Annotated in this window: 15 protein-coding genes; 7 read left to right on the forward strand and 8 right to left on the reverse strand. The window is 64.0% G+C overall.

Annotated elements, in window-relative coordinates; translation table 11 throughout:
• Positions 1–6: 6 nt before the first annotated feature.
• Both IG178_RS17860 and IG178_RS17865 read right to left on the reverse strand, forming a co-directional pair.
• Complete coding sequence (locus tag IG178_RS17860) at positions 7–3,165, reverse strand: Ig-like domain-containing protein (RefSeq protein ID WP_193213938.1); 3,159 nt, start codon at positions 3,163–3,165, stop codon at positions 7–9.
• A 272-nt stretch (positions 3,166–3,437) separates the two neighbouring features.
• The gene (locus IG178_RS17865) at positions 3,438–4,364 is read right to left on the reverse strand and encodes an RluA family pseudouridine synthase (RefSeq protein ID WP_193213939.1); all 927 of its coding nucleotides are present in this window, start codon (positions 4,362–4,364) and stop codon (positions 3,438–3,440) included.
• Positions 4,365–4,466: 102 nt separating this feature from the next.
• Here IG178_RS17865 and IG178_RS17870 point away from each other — a divergent pair, with 102 nt between their 5' ends.
• The 4 genes from IG178_RS17870 to IG178_RS17885 all read left to right on the forward strand — a co-directional run bounded on the left by IG178_RS17870 (position 4,467) and on the right by IG178_RS17885 (position 10,821).
• On the forward strand, positions 4,467–6,821 hold the full coding sequence (locus tag IG178_RS17870) for a serine/threonine-protein kinase (protein WP_193213940.1): 2,355 nt from the start codon (positions 4,467–4,469) through the stop codon (positions 6,819–6,821).
• A 54-nt stretch (positions 6,822–6,875) separates the two neighbouring features.
• Entirely contained in the window at positions 6,876–8,723 is a 1,848-nt protein-coding gene (locus IG178_RS17875; protein WP_193213941.1) for a DNA topoisomerase IV subunit B, read from the forward strand.
• A 102-nt stretch (positions 8,724–8,825) separates the two neighbouring features.
• Positions 8,826–10,025, forward strand: a complete 1,200-nt coding sequence (locus IG178_RS17880; protein WP_193213942.1) for a hypothetical protein — start codon at positions 8,826–8,828, stop codon at positions 10,023–10,025.
• A gap of 85 nt (positions 10,026–10,110) precedes the next feature.
• Positions 10,111–10,821, forward strand: coding sequence for a YebC/PmpR family DNA-binding transcriptional regulator (locus IG178_RS17885; protein WP_193213943.1), 711 nt, complete (start codon positions 10,111–10,113; stop codon positions 10,819–10,821).
• 10 nt (positions 10,822–10,831) lie between these two features.
• On the opposite strand, the gene lipB is transcribed toward IG178_RS17885, so the two are convergent.
• The 6 genes from lipB to IG178_RS17915 all read right to left on the reverse strand — a co-directional run bounded on the left by lipB (position 10,832) and on the right by IG178_RS17915 (position 14,959).
• Positions 10,832–11,455 (reverse strand): lipoyl(octanoyl) transferase LipB, encoded by a 624-nt coding sequence (gene lipB, locus IG178_RS17890; protein WP_193213944.1) that lies wholly within the window; start codon positions 11,453–11,455, stop codon positions 10,832–10,834.
• Positions 11,452–11,955, reverse strand: a complete 504-nt coding sequence (gene ruvC, locus IG178_RS17895) for a crossover junction endodeoxyribonuclease RuvC (RefSeq protein WP_193213945.1) — start codon at positions 11,953–11,955, stop codon at positions 11,452–11,454. Before ruvC ends, lipB begins: the two co-directional genes overlap by 4 nt.
• A 1-nt stretch (position 11,956) precedes the next feature.
• Positions 11,957–12,226, reverse strand: coding sequence for a hypothetical protein (locus tag IG178_RS17900; RefSeq protein WP_193213946.1), 270 nt, complete (start codon positions 12,224–12,226; stop codon positions 11,957–11,959).
• A 9-nt stretch (positions 12,227–12,235) separates the two neighbouring features.
• Positions 12,236–13,435 (reverse strand): DEAD/DEAH box helicase, encoded by a 1,200-nt coding sequence (locus IG178_RS17905; protein ID WP_193213947.1) that lies wholly within the window; start codon positions 13,433–13,435, stop codon positions 12,236–12,238.
• Between the two features lie 64 nt (positions 13,436–13,499).
• Complete coding sequence (locus IG178_RS17910; RefSeq protein WP_193213948.1) at positions 13,500–14,369, reverse strand: hypothetical protein; 870 nt, start codon at positions 14,367–14,369, stop codon at positions 13,500–13,502.
• Positions 14,366–14,959 carry a hypothetical protein gene (locus IG178_RS17915; protein ID WP_193213949.1) on the reverse strand — a complete coding sequence of 198 codons (594 nt, stop codon included), beginning with the start codon at positions 14,957–14,959 and terminating at the stop codon, positions 14,366–14,368. Before IG178_RS17915 ends, IG178_RS17910 begins: the two co-directional genes overlap by 4 nt.
• A 221-nt stretch (positions 14,960–15,180) precedes the next feature.
• Here IG178_RS17915 and IG178_RS17920 point away from each other — a divergent pair, with 221 nt between their 5' ends.
• The 3 genes from IG178_RS17920 to IG178_RS17930 are packed head-to-tail and all read left to right on the forward strand — an operon-like array spanning position 15,181 to position 18,863.
• Positions 15,181–15,855 (forward strand): RNA polymerase sigma factor, encoded by a 675-nt coding sequence (locus tag IG178_RS17920; RefSeq protein ID WP_193213950.1) that lies wholly within the window; start codon positions 15,181–15,183, stop codon positions 15,853–15,855.
• The gene (locus tag IG178_RS17925) at positions 15,842–18,463 is read left to right on the forward strand and encodes an SUMF1/EgtB/PvdO family nonheme iron enzyme (RefSeq protein WP_193213951.1); all 2,622 of its coding nucleotides are present in this window, start codon (positions 15,842–15,844) and stop codon (positions 18,461–18,463) included. Before IG178_RS17920 ends, IG178_RS17925 begins: the two co-directional genes overlap by 14 nt.
• Positions 18,456–18,863: an OsmC family protein gene (locus IG178_RS17930; protein ID WP_193213952.1), complete on the forward strand. Its 408-nt coding sequence runs from the start codon at positions 18,456–18,458 to the stop codon at positions 18,861–18,863. Before IG178_RS17925 ends, IG178_RS17930 begins: the two co-directional genes overlap by 8 nt.

The raw sequence follows: 18,863 nt of genomic DNA on the forward strand, positions 1-18,863 counted from the left end.
CCTGGATCAGGGAGAACGCAGCCGATAGAGGGCACTGGACGGCCGGGGCGTGGGTGGGTCGGTTTGTGGAGGAAAGTAGTCGCTGTATTGGTAGAGGCCGTTGGGGTCGGCCGCCTTGTTCAGAACAACCTCCCATGCTCCACCTGAATATTGCCGTTGGAGCTCGTAGGCCCGGTGAGGAATCACCTGGAACTTGACCCTGAACCCGAGGAGTTCGTTGCCATCCAGGATTTCATCGATCTCACCCGGGTTCAGCGTGCCGCCGAATTCCGGCCCGACGTTGACCGTGACCATCGAGAGACTCGAGGCTCCCCGTGAATCGGTCAGGGTGAGCTCGAATTGGTCGGTATCGACAAAATCAGCCGGGGGCGAGTAGATCAGGCGGTCGCGCAGGACCTGCACCGAGGCACCGGGCGTGGTCGTGCGGACCGAACTTGCCCGGAATGGATCGCCGTCGGGATCATAGGCGCCCCGCAACATTTTGGTGAGGAACAGCACGAGAGACGACTCATGATAGGTCGAGGCGGTGTAGCCGGTGAAAACGGGCGGGGCGTTGCCAAGTCCGGAAAGCGCGATTGTCGCCCCCCCGACTTGTAACAGCGCGGAGTTGGCGGTGGGCCCGGCCGGAGCAAATGAAATGACCAGGGTCAAAACGCCATCTACATCGGGGCCGATTGTACTGAGGATCGTGAAGGGAGACGGGTTCGCCGTGTCGATGATCTCATAGGCAGGGGTGCCGGTTCCGACCTGAACTTGCAGCGTCAGCAAGGATGACGTGTTTACCGAGACGGGACCGAAATCGCGGGAATCCCCGTCCGTTGCCAGGAGAGGGTCGAACTCCAGAAGCGTGATGATGTTGGCGGACGGGCAGCCGACGATAAGCCCCGATGCGTCCCTGCCCAAAATTTGCAGGGTCCCGCCGGCTTTCGTCCCAAAGATGCTGTTGACTGTGCTGGTGGGGCCTGCCGCGGGTCCGCCGTTCACGCCGGTGATGGCCCCTGCATCCGGGATGAATTCCGCGTCGTGATCGCCGTCTGAGAGGGCGTATGATCCGTCGGCAAAGCAATACAGGCCAGCCGCCCCGAGACGGTCGAACGGGTTTGCTCCCGTCCGCGAATTGGCGGGTGATACCTCCAGCGAGGTGAGCACGCTTCCATCGGCCCAAGTGACAGCACCGGTATCTTCCGATCCATCCGCGTCGAAAGCTCCGCTGCACACCAAATAATTCCCGTCGCCGAGGATCGCGATCCCGGATCCACCGATCTGGTCCCCCGGAAGGCCTCCCACAATCGAGTTTAGGGAAGAGATTGGACCTGCAGAAACTTGGTTTCCCGCGCACCAGGTGACCGCACCTGCGTCGGGGGTGCCGTCGCGGTCCCAGAAAGGGCTGTTGATCACGTAGGCGCCGTTCGGGAGGACTTTCAACTCCATGCCGCCGACGCCATCGCTCGAAGTGCTGCCGATCATTGAGTTGCCGGATCCCACCACGGCAGAGGTGGAACCAGAGCCCGCGCACCAAGTGACGGCACCAGCGTCAAGTGACGTGCCGTTGTCCCACCGGGGGCTTTGAACGACGTAGCTTCCGGCATTCAGGGCCGTGACACCACCGGAGCCGATACGGTCATCAGGCGACGCTCCGACCAGGGAATTGCCGGCGGCCACGGTCGTGAAGGCGCTGTTGGAAAATTGCCACCAGGTGACGGCCCCGGCGTCGGCAATGCCCGCCCGGTCCCATTCCGGGCTGATCACGACGAAATTGCCGTCTGCAAGCACCTCCACGCCGCCTGAACCGACGCGGTCGCCGGCAGTCGATCCGGTCAGCGAATTGGCCGACCCCACGGTGCCGGTCATGCTGGTGCTGCCGTTGAATGGCGTGGCGGCACCGCGGGATGGAACGCCGCCCGTGCCCCAATCCGGACTGATGATGACCAGATTGCCATCGGGGAGGAGTGCCACTCCGCCGTTGCCGATCCGGTTGTCGCGGGCAAGTCCGGTGAGCGAGTTGATGCTGGAAACCGCCCCGGCAAGGCCCGTGACGCCTGGAGCCCAGGTGACGGCTCCGACATTGGTCACGCTACTGCTTTGATCCCAGTTGGGGCTGACGACGGCGTAGTTGCAGATGCCACCAGGACAATCGAGACGCAGCACGCCCCCGGAGCCCACCTGATCGCCGCCCCGGGTTCCGACCAAGGAGTTTCCGGCGGAAATAGAGCCAGCAATGCCTGAACCCGCATTGCCCCAAGTCACGGCACCCGCATCCATGGCGGTCGGGCTGGCGTCCCAAAGGGGGCTTACGATCACGAAGTCACCACCCGACAATGACAAGACACCCGATGAACCCACACGGTCATCGGCGCTGTCACCCACCAGGGAATTCGCATCTGAAATAGCTCCGGCGATCCCGCTCGCGCCATTGGCCCAAGTCGCGGCGCCGGCATCGACGAATGTCCCATTATCCCAGAAGCTGGAAATGACGACGAAATCCCCGTTCTCCAGGATCTCGATGTGTCCGGCACCGACCTCGTCGTAGGCGCTGGAACCCACCAGCGAGTTCAAATCGCTGGCCTCACCCGTTCGGCCGGCGGTCCCGGAGCACCAGGTGATGGCTCCGGCCGACACGGCTCCGGGCTGGTTCCATTCTGGGCTTTTGACCAGATAGTCCCCACCGGGAAGGACCGTCACGCCGGCGCTGCCAACGCGGTCGCCGGATGTTGCACCCACCAGCGAGGGTACCAGGGCCAGATCTCCGACCGGTGGCTGATCGGGATCGACCCACGTTGCTGCTCCGGCATCCATGAGGCCCGGCCGGTCCCATGACGGGCTGAGCACGACACACGCGAAACCCGGCAGCCGGGTGATGCCGCCGCCGCCCACGCGGTCGCCGGGTGCTCCGCCTACCAGGGAATTCGTTGCCGAGACGGTCCCGCCGAAACTTCCGGGCGTGCACCACGTCACGGCGCCGGCGTCCGTTGACGCGCCATTGTCCCAATCCGGGCTGATGACGGCAAAGGCATTGCCGGGCAGGACAACAATGCCGCCCGATCCGACCCGGTCATTCGGGCGGCTGCCGGTGAGGCTGCCGATCCGTTGCCAGGCACTGTTGTAAAGATGAACGGCTCCCACGTCGGGATTTGCCCCGGGGCCGTCGTATTCCGGATCCGTCACCAAATATGCGCCGTCCGGGAGTCGGGTGAGCCTCGCGCCGAAGTTCCCGCTCCCCGGTGGCCCGGGAACGTCAGTGCGCGAAAGTGCCGGGCACATGGGAGTGGCCATGGCGCAAATGACAATGGCCCACGCCCAGAGGCGTGAGGGGGAGTGGCGACGGGTGTGCAATGCGATGAGGGGGGCTTCGAGTCCGCAGCAGATCCGACGCCAATCGTCTGTCTCCGCGGGCTTGATGCCGCCGACATACACAAAAAGAATCAGCTAATAACAACTCATTCCGGAAACGATATCTCCATCAAGCGAATCCACGGACTGAATTCAGGCGGGATCTCGGCTTCGAAAGCAAGCCGTTCGCCACTGGTGGGATGATCGAGGACCAGCCGCCACGCATGAAGCATCAGGCGACCGGTCCGGGCCTTCTGGCGTTCGGGTTTGGCATAAATCGGATCGCCGACCAGCGGGCAGCCGAGATGGTGGAGGTGGACCCGGATCTGATGGGTGCGGCCGGTGTGGAGATGGCACAGGACCAGTGAAGTGCCGGTGGCGGGGTCCGTTGCCATCACCTCGTAGTCCGTGATCGCCGCCTTGCCGCCCGGGGGATTGACCACCGCCATTTTCTGGCGGTTCACCGGGTGGCGGCCGATGTGGGTGAAAACCGTGCCGCTGGAAGGTGAGGGGACGCCCTGGCCGACGGCGAGGTAGCGCTTTTCCATCGTCCGGCCGGAAAACTGTTCGCTGAGCGAGCGGTGGGCGGTGTCGGTTTTCGCGACCACCAGGCAGCCGGAGGTGTCCTTGTCGAGTCGATGGACAATGCCCGGCCGCTCCACGCCGCCGATTCCGCTGAGTTGGCCCTTGCAATGGTGGAGGAGGGCATTCACCAGCGTCCCGTCGGGATTCCCGGCGGCGGGGTGGACGACGATGCCCGACTCCTTGTCGAGGACGACCATGTGCTCGTCCTCGAAAAGGATCTTGAGCGGGATCTCCTGCGGTTGGGCCTCGGCCGGGACCGCCTCGGGGATCGCAATGCTCAAGTTATCGCCTAGGGCCACGGCGTCCCGCGGTTTGGCCGGCTTGCCGTTGCGGAGGATGAACTGCTCGCGGATGAGCTCCTGGATCCGCGAGCGCGACAACTCCGGCACCCGCGCCGCCAGAAAGGCGTCGAGGCGGGTTCCGGCATCATCTTCCACGCGGATTTCCATGGCCGCCGAAGGTCGCGACCCCATCCCCGGAATGTCAATCGCCGGCACTGGATTCGTGAGAATGAAGTTTCCAGTCCTTCGCGGCGTAAATTAGCCTCGGCCATGCCGGAGGGGGAAATCGTAGTCGCCTATTGCCACGCTTGCGGGACGTCCATGGATGTGTCGGCGGTGGCACCGTTTTCCAATGTCGGCTGCCCTTCCTGCGGCAAGCACACCCGGGTCAAACGGGAGTTCGGTCCCTACACGCTTTTGCGCCGCCATGCCATCGGCGGGATGAGCGTCGTGTTTATCGCCCAGGACAACACCTTGGACCGCGAGGTCGTGGTGAAAATCCTCAACGAGGAGTATGGCGGCGACGAAAAGCGGATCGGCGCATTCGAAGAGGAGGCCCGGATCACCGCTTCGTTCAGCCACCCCCACGTGGTCCGGGTGTTCACGACCGGCAGGGCCTTCGACCGCTTCTACATCGCGATGGAGTTGGTGCCGGGGGGGCACTTCGAGCACCACATCCGGGAACGGGGATCGATCCCGGAGCAGGAGATGCTGCCCCTGGCAATCGAGATCGCCGCGGGGCTGAAGGCCGCCCATGCGGCGGGACTCATCCACCGCGACATGAAGCCGGGAAACATCCTGCTCGATGCCGCGGGCCACGCGAAGATCGTGGATTTCGGCCTGGCACTCGTCACCAAGGGCGGAAAAGCCCAGGCCACCGAGATCTGGGCCACCCCCTACTACGTGCCGCCGGAAACCATCGAGGGGCTCCCGGAAGATTTCCGCTCCGATGTCTATGCCTTCGGGGCGACGCTTTATCACGCCTTGGCGGGGAAGCCGTCGTGCAACGAGGAGTCCATGGACACCAACCGGCTGCGCGAGGCGAAAAAGAAGATCCCATCACTGGCCAAGGCGGCCCCCTGGGTCAGTCCGGAAACCTCCGCCTTGGTGGACCGGGCGATGGCGCACGATCCTTCGCAGCGTTTCCGCTCCTATGACGATCTCCTGGCCGCACTGGAAAGTGCGCGCCAGCGCTCGGGGACCTCCGGGAGCACGTCACCTCCCGCCACCGGTGCGAGGGCCCGGAGGCGCGGATCGTCGGTCGGGGAGAAACTGGCCCTGGCCGGGGCGAGCCTGCTGGTGATCGGGGCCCTGGTGTTCGGGGCCTGGTGGGTGATGCAGCCGGAAGCGACGGTGGTGGCGAAGCCGGCACCACCGGTGATCGTTCCCCCAGCGGTCGACGCCCCGGTTTCCACGGGGGTGGCGATCGGCTCGACCTACCGCGAGGCCGGCGAAGCGTTGCGTGCCCGTGATTTTGGCAAGGCGCGGGAGCTTTTTGTCCGGGTTCGCGACCAACCGGGGGTGCTGGAGCCGACCGGATCCTGGGCCGGATTCGAGGCGGCGGTTTGTTCCTATCTCGACGGACGTCCCGGCGAAGCGCGCAAGGACCTGCAGGCGGCCGGTGCGCATGTGGAGGCAGCGGAGGGCGTGGAGGAGATCCGCGGGCCCTTGCTTGATGCCATCCGGAAGTTGGGCGGCCTTCCTGTCATCGCAAAGGATGCCGACGATGAGGCCCCGTCCGGTGCCGGGCTGCTGGTTTCCCTCGCCACCGGGCTGAGGAATTGGGAACACGGGATGCCCGCGGCCGCCCGGCCGTTCATGAACGCGGTCGTCGCAGCCGAAGCGAGCGGTCCGGACGCCTGGATCGCCCCCTACCAGGAAATCATCGCCCTTTATCTCGGCGATGCCGAGCGTCTCGAGGGCGCCGAGCCGAAAACGCTGCCGTCCTCCCCGGAGGCATGCCGCGCCTTGGTGGATGAACTCCACGCGGTTCATGCGGGGCTCAAAACGAAGGGCAGGGCCCGTTTCAATATCCGCACCTGGCAGCTCGAACTCGAAAAGCACGCCCGTGCGCTCGAGGCCACGCCTAAACCCGAGCCCGTGGTCGCAAAAACGGTCACGGAGGACGAAGTCCGTAAGGTGGCCGCCGAATGCCAGTTTTCCCGGGCGTCGGCGATGGTGAAAGAGCCTTCATTCGCGGCGTACGGCACTGAGCGATCGGCCGCGTTGCTGGTGCTGACTGAAGCGGCGGCAGCCTTCCTCGGCGAGATTTCGGATCAACTGGACGGCTCTCCCTCCGACATTTCCCTGATCCTCCGTGACCAGACGGTCGTAAAGCGAATCACCGGAGCCGTTCCGGGCGGACTTGTGACTCTCGGCGCAGACGGCGCGTCGCGCGAGGTGGCGTGGGGCGAGATTTCTCCCGACAGCTTGAATGAGCTCCACCGCTCGCTGATGCGGAGCGAGTCGAGCGAAATCGAACGACTGCGGCGGCATGAGCAGGCGATCGCTTACGATCTGCTGGCCGGCGACCCCGCCCGCGGCATCAAGGCGGGCACCAGCCTCGCGGCCCAGTATCCGTCGTTCAAGCTGCGCTGGGACCTGGTTCAGCCGGCCCTGAAGTGACCGGTGCTTGCCAGCCCGGGGCCAATTGCCCAGCTTTTCCGAAAGATTTTCCCCATGGCCGCTGACTATACCGAAGCCGACATCAAGTCCCTCGACTGGCGCGAACACATCCGGCTCCGGCCGGGAATGTACATCGGCAAGCTGGGCGACGGATCCTCGCCGGAAGACGGCATCTACATTCTGCTCAAGGAGGTCATCGACAACTCGATCGACGAGCACATCATGGGTCACGGCAAGGAGATCCGGGTCGATATCGACGAGGAGGGCCGGGTCGAGGTCCGCGACTTCGGCCGCGGCATTCCCTTGGGCAAGCTCTACGACTGCGCCGCCCAGATCAACACCGGTGCGAAGTACGACAGCGAGGCTTTCAAGAAGTCGGTCGGCCTCAACGGCGTCGGCATCAAGGCGGTGAACGCCTTGTCGAATTTCTTCGAGATCCAGGCCTGGCGGGACGGCCAGACCAAGGCCATCGAGTTCTCCAAGGGCGTGGTCACCGAGGAAATGAAGACGCCGCGCCGGGAAGACGCACCCTCCGGAACCCGGCTGGCCTTCGACATGGACCGGACGATTTTCCCGGCCAAGGCGAAGTTCAAGGAAGCGACCGTCGAGAAGATGTGCCGCTACTACTCCTACCTCAACCCGGGTCTGACGATCGTCTTCAACGGCCGGAAATTTCGCTCGAAGAACGGGCTGCTCGACCTGTTGCGGGAGGAAATGGAGAGCGAACCGCTCTACGATCCGATCCACCTGACGGGCGATGACATCGAGATCGCCTTCACCCACAGCGCCGAGAGCGGGGAGGAATACTACACCTTCGTCAACGGCCAGAACACCACCCAGGGGGGCACCCACTTGCAGGCGTTCCGCGAGGGTCTGGTGAACGCCGTCCGCGGATTCTACAAGAAGCAGTATGATCCCGCGGACATCCGTGCGGGCATCGAGGCGGCCGTCTGCGTGCGGATCATCGAGCCGGTGTTCGAGTCGCAGACGAAGACCAAGCTGGGATCGGCGACAATCAGCCCGGACGGCGAGTCCCTGCGCACCTTCGTCGGCAATTTCCTCAAGCAGCATCTCGACAACTACCTGCACAAGCACCCGAAGGTGGCCGAGGCGATCCAGAAGCGGATCCAGCTCGCCGAGCGCGAGCGCAAGGACATGAAGGGCATCCAGAAGATGGCCCGAGAGCGAGCCAAGCAGGCGAAGGTCCACAACAAGAAGCTCCGCGACTGCCGCGCCCACCTGAATACGAAGCACAAGCAGGCCCTCGACAGCACGCTTTTCATCACCGAGGGCGACTCCGCTTCCGGCTCGATCACCAAGAGCCGCGACGTCGAAACCCAGGCCGTGTTCTCGCTGCGCGGCAAGCCGCTCAACACCTACAGCCTCGCCAAGAAGATCGTCTACGAGAACGAGGAATTCGCCCTGCTGCAGGCGGCGCTCGGGATCGAGGACGGGATCGAGGACCTGCGCTTCAACAAGGTGGTGATTGCCACCGATGCCGACGTCGATGGCATGCACATCCGGCTGCTGCTGTTGACCTTCTTCCTGCAGTTCTTCCCGGAGGTCATCCGCGAGGGGCACCTGCACATCCTCCAGACGCCGCTGTTCCGGGTCCGCAACAAGAAGGAGACGATCTACTGCTACGACGAGCAGGAGAAGGAGAAGGCCCTCGGCAAGCTCGGCAAGTCGGCCGAGATCACCCGTTTCAAGGGACTGGGTGAAATCTCGCCGGACGAGTTCAAGTTCATGATCGGACCCGACATGCGGCTCGACCCGGTCGAGTTCGAGGAAGGCAAGGGGACCAAGGAACTGCTTGCCTTTTACATGGGCAAGAACACCCCGGTTCGTCAGGACTTCATCATCGAGAACCTGCGGGTCGATGTCGACCGGCAGGTGGCGTGACGATCCTGCATTCGCGGGAGTCCGGTTCCCGGGGCGACGTGGGAACCGGCGGTTTCATTGTAGTGGCACGACGGGAGAAATCTCCTATGGGTCGTGGCTGGCATGAGTGAAGGAATTGCAGCCCCTCCGGAGGAAGATCGATCGAAGCCGGTTCTCAACGCATTGGCCGCGGCGCTGCTGATGCTGCTGTCAGGATGGATGGTGGCGGCGGACTTCGCCCACAAGGGCGACCTGTTGTTCCAAACATCGGCGAGCATGGGGATGGTTTTCCTCTATCTGGGCTTTTTGTCCGTGGCGGTGGTGATCACGTCGGCGCTGCCAAAGAGGATGGTGATCGGCGCGGACCTGCTACTGCTCGGGCGCTTCTCGTTCGGATTCCCGCTCAACCTCTGGATGGACCACTCCGCGGCGGCGCGGATCCTGTCCGTGGCGCTGTTGGGGTTCGCGTTGGTGTATTTCGTCTACTCGCTTCGTCGCGTTCCGTTCGTGGCGATGCGCCGGTGGTTCAGCTTTCGTCATTCCCTGACCGCCCTCATGGTCGGGGCGCTTCTGGTCGTGGTCAGCGTGCCGGTCGTCTTCCTCGGGTTCGGTTGTGGGGCCCGGGACTTGATGGGGAACTACGTGGAGTTCACGCCTCGCGGAGTCGGCCTGGTGGAAAAGGTATTCGTGAAGGACGGTCGACGGGTGCACCTCGTGGGGATGATGCACATCGGGGATGGTTCCTTTTATCGCGATGTGACCGGACGCATGGCCGCGGTACCGGAGAACGGCGGCAAGCGGCTCGTTCTCACGGAGGGTGTTTCCGACCGGGAGAAGATCATCCCGGCGGATTTCGCCAATGGCAAAGCCTACGCCCGGTGGGCGAAACTCCTGGGATTGGAATCGCAAAAGTCACTGCGGACAGGGCACGCGGAGGGAACAGTGGTTCAGCCTGAGTTACCTGCGGACTCCCATGTCACGTGGCAAAACGCCGACATCGACGTGTCGGACCTCGATCAGGGTCATCGCGAACTGTTGGTGAAGCTGCTGGATGTCATCGGCTCCGGCGATCCCGCGAAGCTTTTGATTGCCGACATGGGCAGTGTCACCGGCGAACAGTTCGAGGACCTGCTCCGCAACGGGCTCATCGGTGCGCGGAATGCGGTCCTGATGGCGCGCTTCGATGAAATGGCCGCCGACTTTGCCGAAGTCTACATTCCATGGGGGGCCGCCCATCTTCCGGACGTGGAGCATCGCTTGCTGGCCCGCGGGTATTCGGTGGATTCCGAAGTCACCCGGCCGGTGGTCGAGTTCTGGAACTAGGGTCGCCCCGGAGCCGGGTCGCAAGGCAGGCTTGCCCGCTGCCGCGGATCCGCTTCAATCCCGCCAACCAAGAACCTTTCGAACCATGGGACGCGCCTTTGAATGCCGACGCCGCGCCAAGGAAGCCCGCTGGGACACCATGTCCCGGGTTTTCCCGAAGCTCGCCAAATCCATCACCATGGCCGCCAAGAACGGCGGTCCGGACCCTGCTGCCAATGCCCCGCTGCGGCTGGCGATCAACAACGCCAAGGCGCAGAACCTGCCGAAGGACAAGATCGACGCGGCCATCAAGCGTGCCGCCGGACATGACGCCGCGGACATCGTGGAAGTCGCCTACGAAGGCAAAGGCCCGCACGGCTCGCTGTTTTTCATCGAGTGCGCTACCGACAATACCAATCGCTCGGTGGTCAACATGAAGACGATCTTCAACAAGAACGGCGGCCAGATCGTGAACAGCGGCCAACTCGACTTCATGTTCACCCGCAAGGCGGTGGTCGAGTTCGAGGTGACGGACGGAATGAACCTTGAGGAGATTGAACTCGAACTGATCGATGCCGGCCTCGAGGAGCTCGAGGTGGAAGATGGGATCGGGCGCGCCATCGGCGAGTTCGCGAGTTTCTCGAATCTGGTCGCCGGCTTCGAGCAGCTCGGGATTCCCACGAAAAAGGCAGGCCTCGAACGGATCCCGACCCAGCCGATCGAACTGACCGAGGAGCAGATGGCCGAGGTCGAGGTGATCCTCGAGAAGATCGAGGACGACGACGACGTTCAGGTGGTTTTCACCAACATCGCCTGACCCCCTCCGCTCAAGGTTGCCCGAAGGCTTCCGTGAAGCGGGGGATGAAAGCCGTTGCAAACTCATCGACGCTGACGGGTTTGCCGGCTTCCTGTTCGACGCAGCTCATGATGACTCCGTCGATCCCGCACGGCGTGATGGCGAAGAAGGGCAAGAGGGAATCCGATGTCACGTTGATCGCGAATCCGTGCATGGAGATCCACTTCCTCACGCCGACCCCGATCGAAGCGAGCTTCCGGTTCTCAACCCAAACTCCGGTGAGGCCCTCGCGCCGGGTCGCCGGGATGTCGAAGTCGCGGCAGGTGAGGATCAAGGCTTCCTCGATGCCGCGGAGGTGGGCGTGAAGGTCGCGGTTCCGCTCGCGCAGGTCGAGGATCGGATACCCGACCAGCTGGCCGGGGCCGTGGTAGGTGGCCTGACCGCCGCGGTTGGTTTCAAAGACCGGTGCCGGCAGCGCGGCAGGGTTGCGCAGGGACGACTGGTCGCGTTGGCGGCCGATCGTGTAGACCGGGGCGTGCTCGAGAAGGAACAGGGTTTCCTCGCCGCCGCCGTCGAGCACTGCGTTGACCGCTCCCTTCTGGAAATCGAGGCCGTCTTGATAGGAGATTCCTTGGCCGAGTTGGACGGTCTTCATACTTGGCGGCGATCGAGCATCTTCGCTTTGAGGGGATCGGAGGCCTGCAGATGGGCCAGCCCGATGGCCAGCGCGTCGGCGGCATCGTGGGGCGGGGTTTCCGAGAGACCGAGGAGGGCGCGCACCATGAAAGCAACCTGGGCCTTGTCGGCGGTGCCGTTGCCGACCACCGCCTTCTTGACCTTGCGAGGCGCGTATTCGAACACGGTCAAACCGGAGTCCGCGGCGGCGATCAGCGCCGCGGCGCGGGCCGCACCCATCGAGATCGCGGTCTGGTGCGATTGGACGTAGATGATCCCCTCGACCGCCACTTCGTCGGGCTGGTATTTCGCGATCACGTTCCGCAAATGCGTCCGGACCGCGGCCAGGGCCGCGGACTGGGGTAGCCGTGCCGGGATGCTGATGACATCGAACGCCAGTGCCCGGGCTTTGCGGCCGTCGCCCTCGACGATGGCATAGCCGGTATTGCGGACGGCGGGATCGATGGCCAGGACCTTCATGCTACATCTGCGAGTTGCCCTTGTCGGGATCGTAGGACTTCCAATCGGTGCGACGGAGGATTTTCACCGACAGCCAGATCAGTGCCGCGGCGAGCACGAGCCCCCCCGCGATGCTGGCCATCCACAGCGACAGCAGGTCATCGGGACGCTTCTCTTCCGGGAGGGCGCTCCATTCGCTCCAGCCGTAGACACCCAGGAAGACCAAGCCGAGGGGAAAGAGCGAAAGCACCCCGACGATGCATCCTAGCGGCGTTCCCCGGGTGGCGGCCATGGCCGGAAACTACCTCCGCTTCTTCTTGCCGGCCGGCCGGCGCTTGCGGATCGGCTTGGCCGGGGAATCGTCGAGCAGGGCGGTGTAGATGTAGTCGAAGTTGTCGAGCTTCTTGCGCTGGATGGTCTGGTCGATGAAGATTTCGACCGACTTCGCGAAGTCGAGTTCGTCGGCGGTGAGCAAGGTGAAGGCGTCACCCTCGGCCTCGGCGCGGCCGGTCCGGCCGATGCGGTGAACGTAGTCCTCGGCGTTCTCCGGGACGCGGTAGTTGATGACGTGCGAGACCCCGGAGATGTCGATCCCGCGAGCGGCGACGTCGGTGGCGACGAGGACCTCGTATTCCCCGCTTTTGAAGCCGGCCAAGGCTTTCATCCGGTCGGCCTGGCTGATGTCGGAGTGCATGGCGGCGACTTTGTCATGGCCACCTTCCCGCTTGATCAGGGCGCAGACCTGGTCCGCTTCCTTGCGGGTGCGGGTGAAGATCATCACCGAGTGGTAGTCGGTTTGCTGGAGCAGGGCCAAAAGGAGTTCGTCGCGCTGGTCCATCGACACCGGGTAGAAAGCGTGGGTAACCGTCGAGGCGACCGCCCGCCGGGCGATCTCGACGCTGACCGGGTCGACCAGGCACCACTGGGCGAAGGTCTGGATGGCCGGCGGCATGGTCGCAGAGAAAAACAGCGTCTGGCGGCCATCCCACGGGCACAGGTTGACGATCTTGCGGACCTGCGGCAGGAAGCCCATGTCGAGCATGCGGTCGACTTCGTCGAGGATCAGGATCTTGAGTTCCCCGAAGCGCATGGTGCCCCGGTAAAAGTGATCGACGAGGCGGCCCGGGGTGGCGACCACGACATCGGCACCGGCCTCGAGTTGCTTGAGTTGTTCGCCGGCACCGACTCCGCCGTAGAGGAGCGCGACCTTGATGCCGGTGTGCTTGCCGTAGTGTTCAAACTGCTCGGCGACCTGATGGGCCAGCTCGCGGGTCGGCTCCAGCACCAGGATCTGCGGTTTGCCGATCGGCTGGATCTTGCTGAGCGACGGCAACGCGAACGCCGCGGTCTTGCCGGTTCCCGTCTGCGACGCGCCGATGACATCCTTGCCGTCGAGGATCAACGGAATGGCCTGCGCCTGGATTGGTGTCGGGTTTTCATAGCCCGACTCCGTCACGGCTTGGAGGACGGTTTCCGAGAGGCCTAATGTGTCAAATCCCATGCGGGGGGATGCGTAGGGACCGCGAACCCCACGGTCAAGGGATGAGTGACGTGGTACAAAGAACTTAGCTGCCGCCGGGGGAGGCCGGCGAGTGGATAAGGAGGCACTCCTCGAGCAGCGGCTGCAACTCGCGCAAGAGTGGTTGGCCGTGTTCGAACGGAGCCCGGTAGCGGCTTTCGATGCGGCGCAGGGCGAAGTCGAGGTCGGACTTCAGCTGGTCGTTGATCTCGCCGCGGACCACCGCGACCAGATGGCAAAAGATTCCCGGCCTCACGAAGGTCCGGCGTCTCTCGCTCAGGTCAAAACCGAGCTGCAGGGCGCCCGACTCGTCCTTGATGCGGTTGCCGAGCTGCCGCACGAAGGCGCCCACCTTGCGGGCGTTGGAGTGCCGCACCGGATCACAGCTGGCGTAGGAGACCAGGGACAGGCGGTCGCGGTCGAGAAGGTAGACTTCCTCGACCTGAAAGCGGCGGATCTTGTCGGCGAGCACTTCTTCGTAGCTGCGGCTGGTGAACAGCGCCTGCAGCCGCCAGAGCGCGCGATGGGCGAAGTTGGGGTCTTCGAAGGGGCTGCCGGATTGTTCGGCGAGGGCCCGGCGGAACGTGGCGCGTAGCAGGGCCTCGAAGGCCGGGTCATCCCGCAGGTCCCCGTGCGAGACGGCGGACCCGAGCAAGGGGACAAGGGCCTCGGCCAGGTCGGCGTCGGTGAAATCCCCGGCTTTCGCCGCTTCAAGGGCGGGCAGGGGCGGTTCCGGTGCCGGCGGCTCGGCGCGGGGCCGGGTGGAGAGATCCATTGCCGGGACCTCCAGATTCCTGCTGGTGAAAGTCGGGACACCGGCGGACGTCACCGGCAGGTTGGGCAAGCCACCCGACCCGTGCTCCCGCACCGGCGAAGATGGCGTCGGGATCGGAAACGGCGGCAAGACGGAGGTCATGGCTGTGCTCCCGGTTTGCCGGCCTGGAGGGCGGCGGCTTCGGCGATCGCGCGGGCGGCATTGGCCAGTTGGGCAAACGAGGCCTGCATTCGCGATTGGTCGGCCGTGGTTTGCTCGTTCGAAAGCCGGTTGGCCTTCACCCACTCGCGGGTCTGCTCGAGCTCCGAGCGGAGGTCGGCGATCAGTTTTTGCTCTCGCTGGTGCAGATATTGGCGGAATCCCTGGTTCCAGTGCTCGAGCCAGCGGGTGAATTTCGCCTCGAGCTCGACCTGGGCTTCGATGCCCGCCTCCGAGCGGCTGCGTGCCGCCGCCTGGATCTGTCCGGCCAGTCGATGGGTTTCCTGGACCCGGCGGGCCTTCTCCACGTCAATCTCGTCACGCAATTCCTGTAGCCTCTCCTCGTGACGCTTCTCGTAGGATGCGAGTCTGATTTCGAAGACGTCAGAAGACTCCTTCGTCGGCATCGGACGCAGGTTGGCTTCCAGTCGCTCCAAGCGACGTTCCACGCCATCCATCTGGCGGCCCACGAGGATTTCGCGGATCCGTTCGACTTGGCGCGACGGATTAATGTCGGGGGGATCGGGGGGCATCGGGGGGACTAGCTCCGTGGGTGATCCGGTCGGGGTGTACCGGAAAGGAGAAAGCTAGGAACAGCCGCGGAGCCTAGTCATTCAAGCGACCATCTGTAAATCCGAAGATTAATGCTTCGCTTCTCTTAAATATCGAGCATTCGAAAAAATCGACGATTCTGTAAGGTTGACCGCGAACTCCGTGAAAGACACCCTTGCCCGAGTGTGGTAAGGGGAGGCCGATGTCCGACCAAGAGGAAGAGAAGGAATACGACCGGGAGCGCGACAAGGCCTTGGCGGGAGCTTACGAGAAGACCCGCAAGAGCTTGATCGCGAGGCTGGACAATTGGGAGGACCAGAAAACCTGGGACGAATTCTACCAGACCTATTGGCGGCTGATTTACGCTGTGGCGATCAAGGCCGGTCTGCGTCCGGATGAAGCACACGACTGCGTGCAGGAGACGGTTCTTTCGATCGCCAAGCAGAGCAAGAAGAAGCTCTACGATCCGGCTCAGGGCTCCTTCAAGACCTGGCTGATGAACATGACCCGCTGGCGGATCAACGACCAGTTCCGGAAGCGCAAGAAGGACACCGCGATGGCGGGCGGGGAGTGGATGGACGACCGCAAGACGGCGGTGATCGATCGCTTCGAGGACCCCAAAGGGGATCTGCTCGAGCGCTTGTGGGACGTTGAATGGAAAAAGAACGTCGCCGACGCCGCTTTGGCGAAAGTGAAGGCGCAGGTTTCACCCAAGCAATATCAGATTTTCGACTGCTACGTCGTTCGCCAGTGGGACGCCAAGAAGGTGCAGGATCACCTCAATGTCAGCATGGCGCAGGTTTATCTCGCGAAGCACCGCGTGGGTGCGGTTTTGAAAAAAGAGCTCGCCCGTCTGGAAGAGGATGTCGACGACTAATCCGCGCCCGGATCCAGTCATCCCCGACCACGAGGTCCTGCGGAAAGTTGGCGGCGGGGCCTATGGCGAGGTTTGGCTGGCCCGCGGGGTCACCGGGGCCTTGCGGGCGGTCAAGGTGCTTTGGCGCGAGGATTTCGACGACGAAAGGAGCTTCGAGCGGGAGTTCGAGGGCATCCTGAAGTTCGAGCCCATCTCCCGCGACCACCCGGGGATGGTGAACATCCTCCACGTCGGCCGGAGCGTGGACGGCAACGCGTTCTATTACTATGTGATGGAGCTCGGCGACGACGTCCTGACGGGTCGCGAGATCAATCCGGTGGAGTACGAGGCGCGGACGCTCCGGTCCGACCTGAAGCGCACTCCCGGGCAACGGCTCGATACGGATTTCTGCATCGACGTCGGGGTGCGGCTGGCGGAAGCGCTCCGCCATCTCCACGACAATGGTCTGGCCCACCGCGACGTGAAGCCGGCGAATGTCATCTTCGTCGGCGGCAAGGCCAAGCTCGCGGACATCGGACTGGTGGCCACCCGCGGCCAGCGCACCTTCGTCGGCACCGAAGGCTTCGTCCCGCCGGAGGGGCCGGGCTCGGCCCAGGCGGACGTCTACAGCCTCGGCAAGGTCCTTTACGAAATCGCCACCGGCAAGGACCGGATGGATTTCCCCGAACTGCCGGACGATCTGCCGCCCAAGCCCGAGCGCAAGCGCTGGCTGGCGCTGAACCAGATCATCTGCGATGCCTGCGAGCCCCAGCTGTCGAGGCGCAACATCTCGACCGCGTCCGATCTGGCGGATGCGCTCCGGCGCTTGCAGGACGGGCGGCGGCGCCGACGGCGGCCGATCCGGGCCTTCCTTGCCACCATCCTGACCGGCACCGTCCTGCTCGCCGGCGCGTGGGAGGTTTTCAAGGGCAGTCCCTGGGGCCGCTTCGAGGAGGCACCGCCGGTCGGGCCCTTGATCGGTCCGGCCATCCCGGTCGATGCCCTGATCAAGGTCAACAGCCGGCCCGAGGGGGCGGATGTGCTCGATGCCGAAGGGAACCGGATCGGTACCACACCGACCGACCTGATTCCCGTGAAGGTCGGGGAACGCTTGAACTTCCGGATCGTGAAGGACGGCTACGAGCCCGCGGATCTCTATGCCGAGGTGCCCGCATCGGCCGCCGACGAACCGCTGTTGCTGGAAGCCGAGATGAAAATCTACGCGCCGCCGCAGCCAAACGAGCCGTGGTCGGATCAACTCCGCCAGCAATACCGGCCGATCGGCGACGGTCACGAAAGCGTGCGCTCGGTTGGGGAGGCAGAGTGGGAGCAATATCGCAGCGCCAAGGAGAGGCCGGCCGACGTCGCCGAGTTTGTCGAGGTCGAGGAAAGCGGCGAGAAGCGGAAGCTCGCGCTCACCAGCGAGGGGGAGGCGCAGGCGTTTTGCTGGTGGCTGGCGACCTCTGGCATGGAGAAGGGCTACCTCACCGAGGACCACGAGGCCTTGCCGCTGATGGACGTGGCTTTTGCGAATCCGGGCATGAGCGAGCGGGCCCGCAAGGAAGGGCTGCGGCCGTTCCGTTGTTTCGTTCGTCCCATCCCGTTCGGACGGATCGTGCTGACCACGGAACCCTCAGGGGCGGAAGTGTTCGTGAAAGTCCCCGACGCCACGATCAACAGCGCGGTCGGACGCACCAACGGGCCGCTGACCATCGAGGGCATGCGGCCCGGAGAAAGCGAGCTGCTGGTTCTGCTGGAGGGCTACAAACCGCTTACCCGCAAGGTCACGGTGAAGCCGAGCGAGACCCTGGAGCTGCTGCTCAAGCTCGAGCTCAACCACAGCGTGGTGATGGACCGGCCGTGGGAAAACGGACTCGGGATGAAGTTTGTCCCGATCGATCAGGATCTCATGGCCTCGGTCTGGGAGACGCGGGTCAAAGACCACGAAACCTACCTCCGCGCCAACGACATTGCTCCAACCCCGATCACCGACATGACCCAGGGCCCCGATCATCCGGCGGTGTTCGTGTCCCGGGACGATGCCGAGGCATTCTGTAAATGGCTGACCGGAGTGGAACGCCAGCAGGAGCGCCTGACGCGGATCCACGAATACCGGCTTCCGACCGACTATGAGTGGAGCCTGATGGCGGGGATCAAGGAGCCCAAGGGCATTTCCCCGGGCAAGCGTGACACCCAGAAAAAGGAAATCTTCCTCTGGGGCTCCGCCTGGCCGCCCGGGCTCGACGGGGTGAAGGTCGGGAATCTCGCCGATGCGTCCGCCGCCCGCTTGCCCGGCTTCCCGTCGACCCGGATCATCGAGGGCTACGACGACGGTTTCGAGACCACGGCACCGGTGGGATCGTTCCGGCCGAACGAGCTCGGGCTCTTCGACATCTGCGGTAATGTCCACGAGTGGGTGGCCGAGAATTACACCCCGAAGTCCACCTCGGGGGTGTTGCGGGGAGGCGGCTGGAACACCTACCAGCCACAGAATCTCTACGTTGGCTTCCGCAACAACAAGCCGCCCGATTTCCGCGACCGCTATTACGGCTTCCGGGTCGTGCTTGCCAAAGTCGATGCCAACGCGGAAATCCCTGCTGACGACGAAGCTCCCGAAGACGATGGTTGAGATCAAAATCGAATACACCGGCGACCTGCATTGCACCGCAACCCACGGCCCCTCGGGTGCCACCTTGGAAACCGATGCGCCGGTCGACAACAACGGCCGCGGCGAGGCCTTCTCGCCGACCGACCTCACCGCGACGTCGCTCGGCGTCTGCATGAGCACCGTCATGGGGATCGTCGCCAAGCGGAAGGGAATCGCCCTCGAGGGCATGAAGGTGGCGGTGCGCAAGCACATGACCACGGTCACCCCGCGGCGCATCGCGAAGCTCGAGGTGGATATCGACGTGCCGCTTCCGGCCGATCATCCCGAACGACGCTTGCTCGAAAGCACCGGCTTGGGTTGTCCGGTGCACCACAGCCTCCACCCGGACATCGAGGTGGTGATCGATTGGCGCTGGCAGTGA

It is taken from the genome of Neoluteolibacter marinus (assembly GCF_014904755.1).
Taxonomy (GTDB): domain Bacteria; phylum Verrucomicrobiota; class Verrucomicrobiia; order Verrucomicrobiales; family Akkermansiaceae; genus Haloferula; species Haloferula marina.

What these genes read in the sequence shown, in the direction of transcription:
- IG178_RS17925 (WP_193213951.1), top strand. Translation starts at nt 15,842, where the DNA reads ATGTCGACGACTAATCCGCGCCCGGATCCAGTCATCCCCGACCACGAG.
- IG178_RS17885 (WP_193213943.1), top strand. Translation starts at nt 10,111, where the DNA reads ATGGGACGCGCCTTTGAATGCCGACGCCGCGCCAAGGAAGCCCGCTGG.
- IG178_RS17900 (WP_193213946.1), bottom strand. Translation starts at nt 12,226, where the DNA reads ATGGCCGCCACCCGGGGAACGCCGCTAGGATGCATCGTCGGGGTGCTT.
- IG178_RS17920 (WP_193213950.1), top strand. Translation starts at nt 15,181, where the DNA reads ATGTCCGACCAAGAGGAAGAGAAGGAATACGACCGGGAGCGCGACAAG.
- IG178_RS17910 (WP_193213948.1), bottom strand. Translation starts at nt 14,369, where the DNA reads ATGACCTCCGTCTTGCCGCCGTTTCCGATCCCGACGCCATCTTCGCCG.
- IG178_RS17865 (WP_193213939.1), bottom strand. Translation starts at nt 4,364, where the DNA reads ATGGAAATCCGCGTGGAAGATGATGCCGGAACCCGCCTCGACGCCTTT.
- IG178_RS17905 (WP_193213947.1), bottom strand. Translation starts at nt 13,435, where the DNA reads ATGGGATTTGACACATTAGGCCTCTCGGAAACCGTCCTCCAAGCCGTG.
- IG178_RS17870 (WP_193213940.1), top strand. Translation starts at nt 4,467, where the DNA reads ATGCCGGAGGGGGAAATCGTAGTCGCCTATTGCCACGCTTGCGGGACG.
- IG178_RS17930 (WP_193213952.1), top strand. Translation starts at nt 18,456, where the DNA reads ATGGTTGAGATCAAAATCGAATACACCGGCGACCTGCATTGCACCGCA.
- IG178_RS17875 (WP_193213941.1), top strand. Translation starts at nt 6,876, where the DNA reads ATGGCCGCTGACTATACCGAAGCCGACATCAAGTCCCTCGACTGGCGC.
- lipB (WP_193213944.1), bottom strand. Translation starts at nt 11,455, where the DNA reads ATGAAGACCGTCCAACTCGGCCAAGGAATCTCCTATCAAGACGGCCTC.
- IG178_RS17915 (WP_193213949.1), bottom strand. Translation starts at nt 14,959, where the DNA reads ATGCCCCCCGATCCCCCCGACATTAATCCGTCGCGCCAAGTCGAACGG.
- ruvC (WP_193213945.1), bottom strand. Translation starts at nt 11,955, where the DNA reads ATGAAGGTCCTGGCCATCGATCCCGCCGTCCGCAATACCGGCTATGCC.
- IG178_RS17880 (WP_193213942.1), top strand. Translation starts at nt 8,826, where the DNA reads ATGAGTGAAGGAATTGCAGCCCCTCCGGAGGAAGATCGATCGAAGCCG.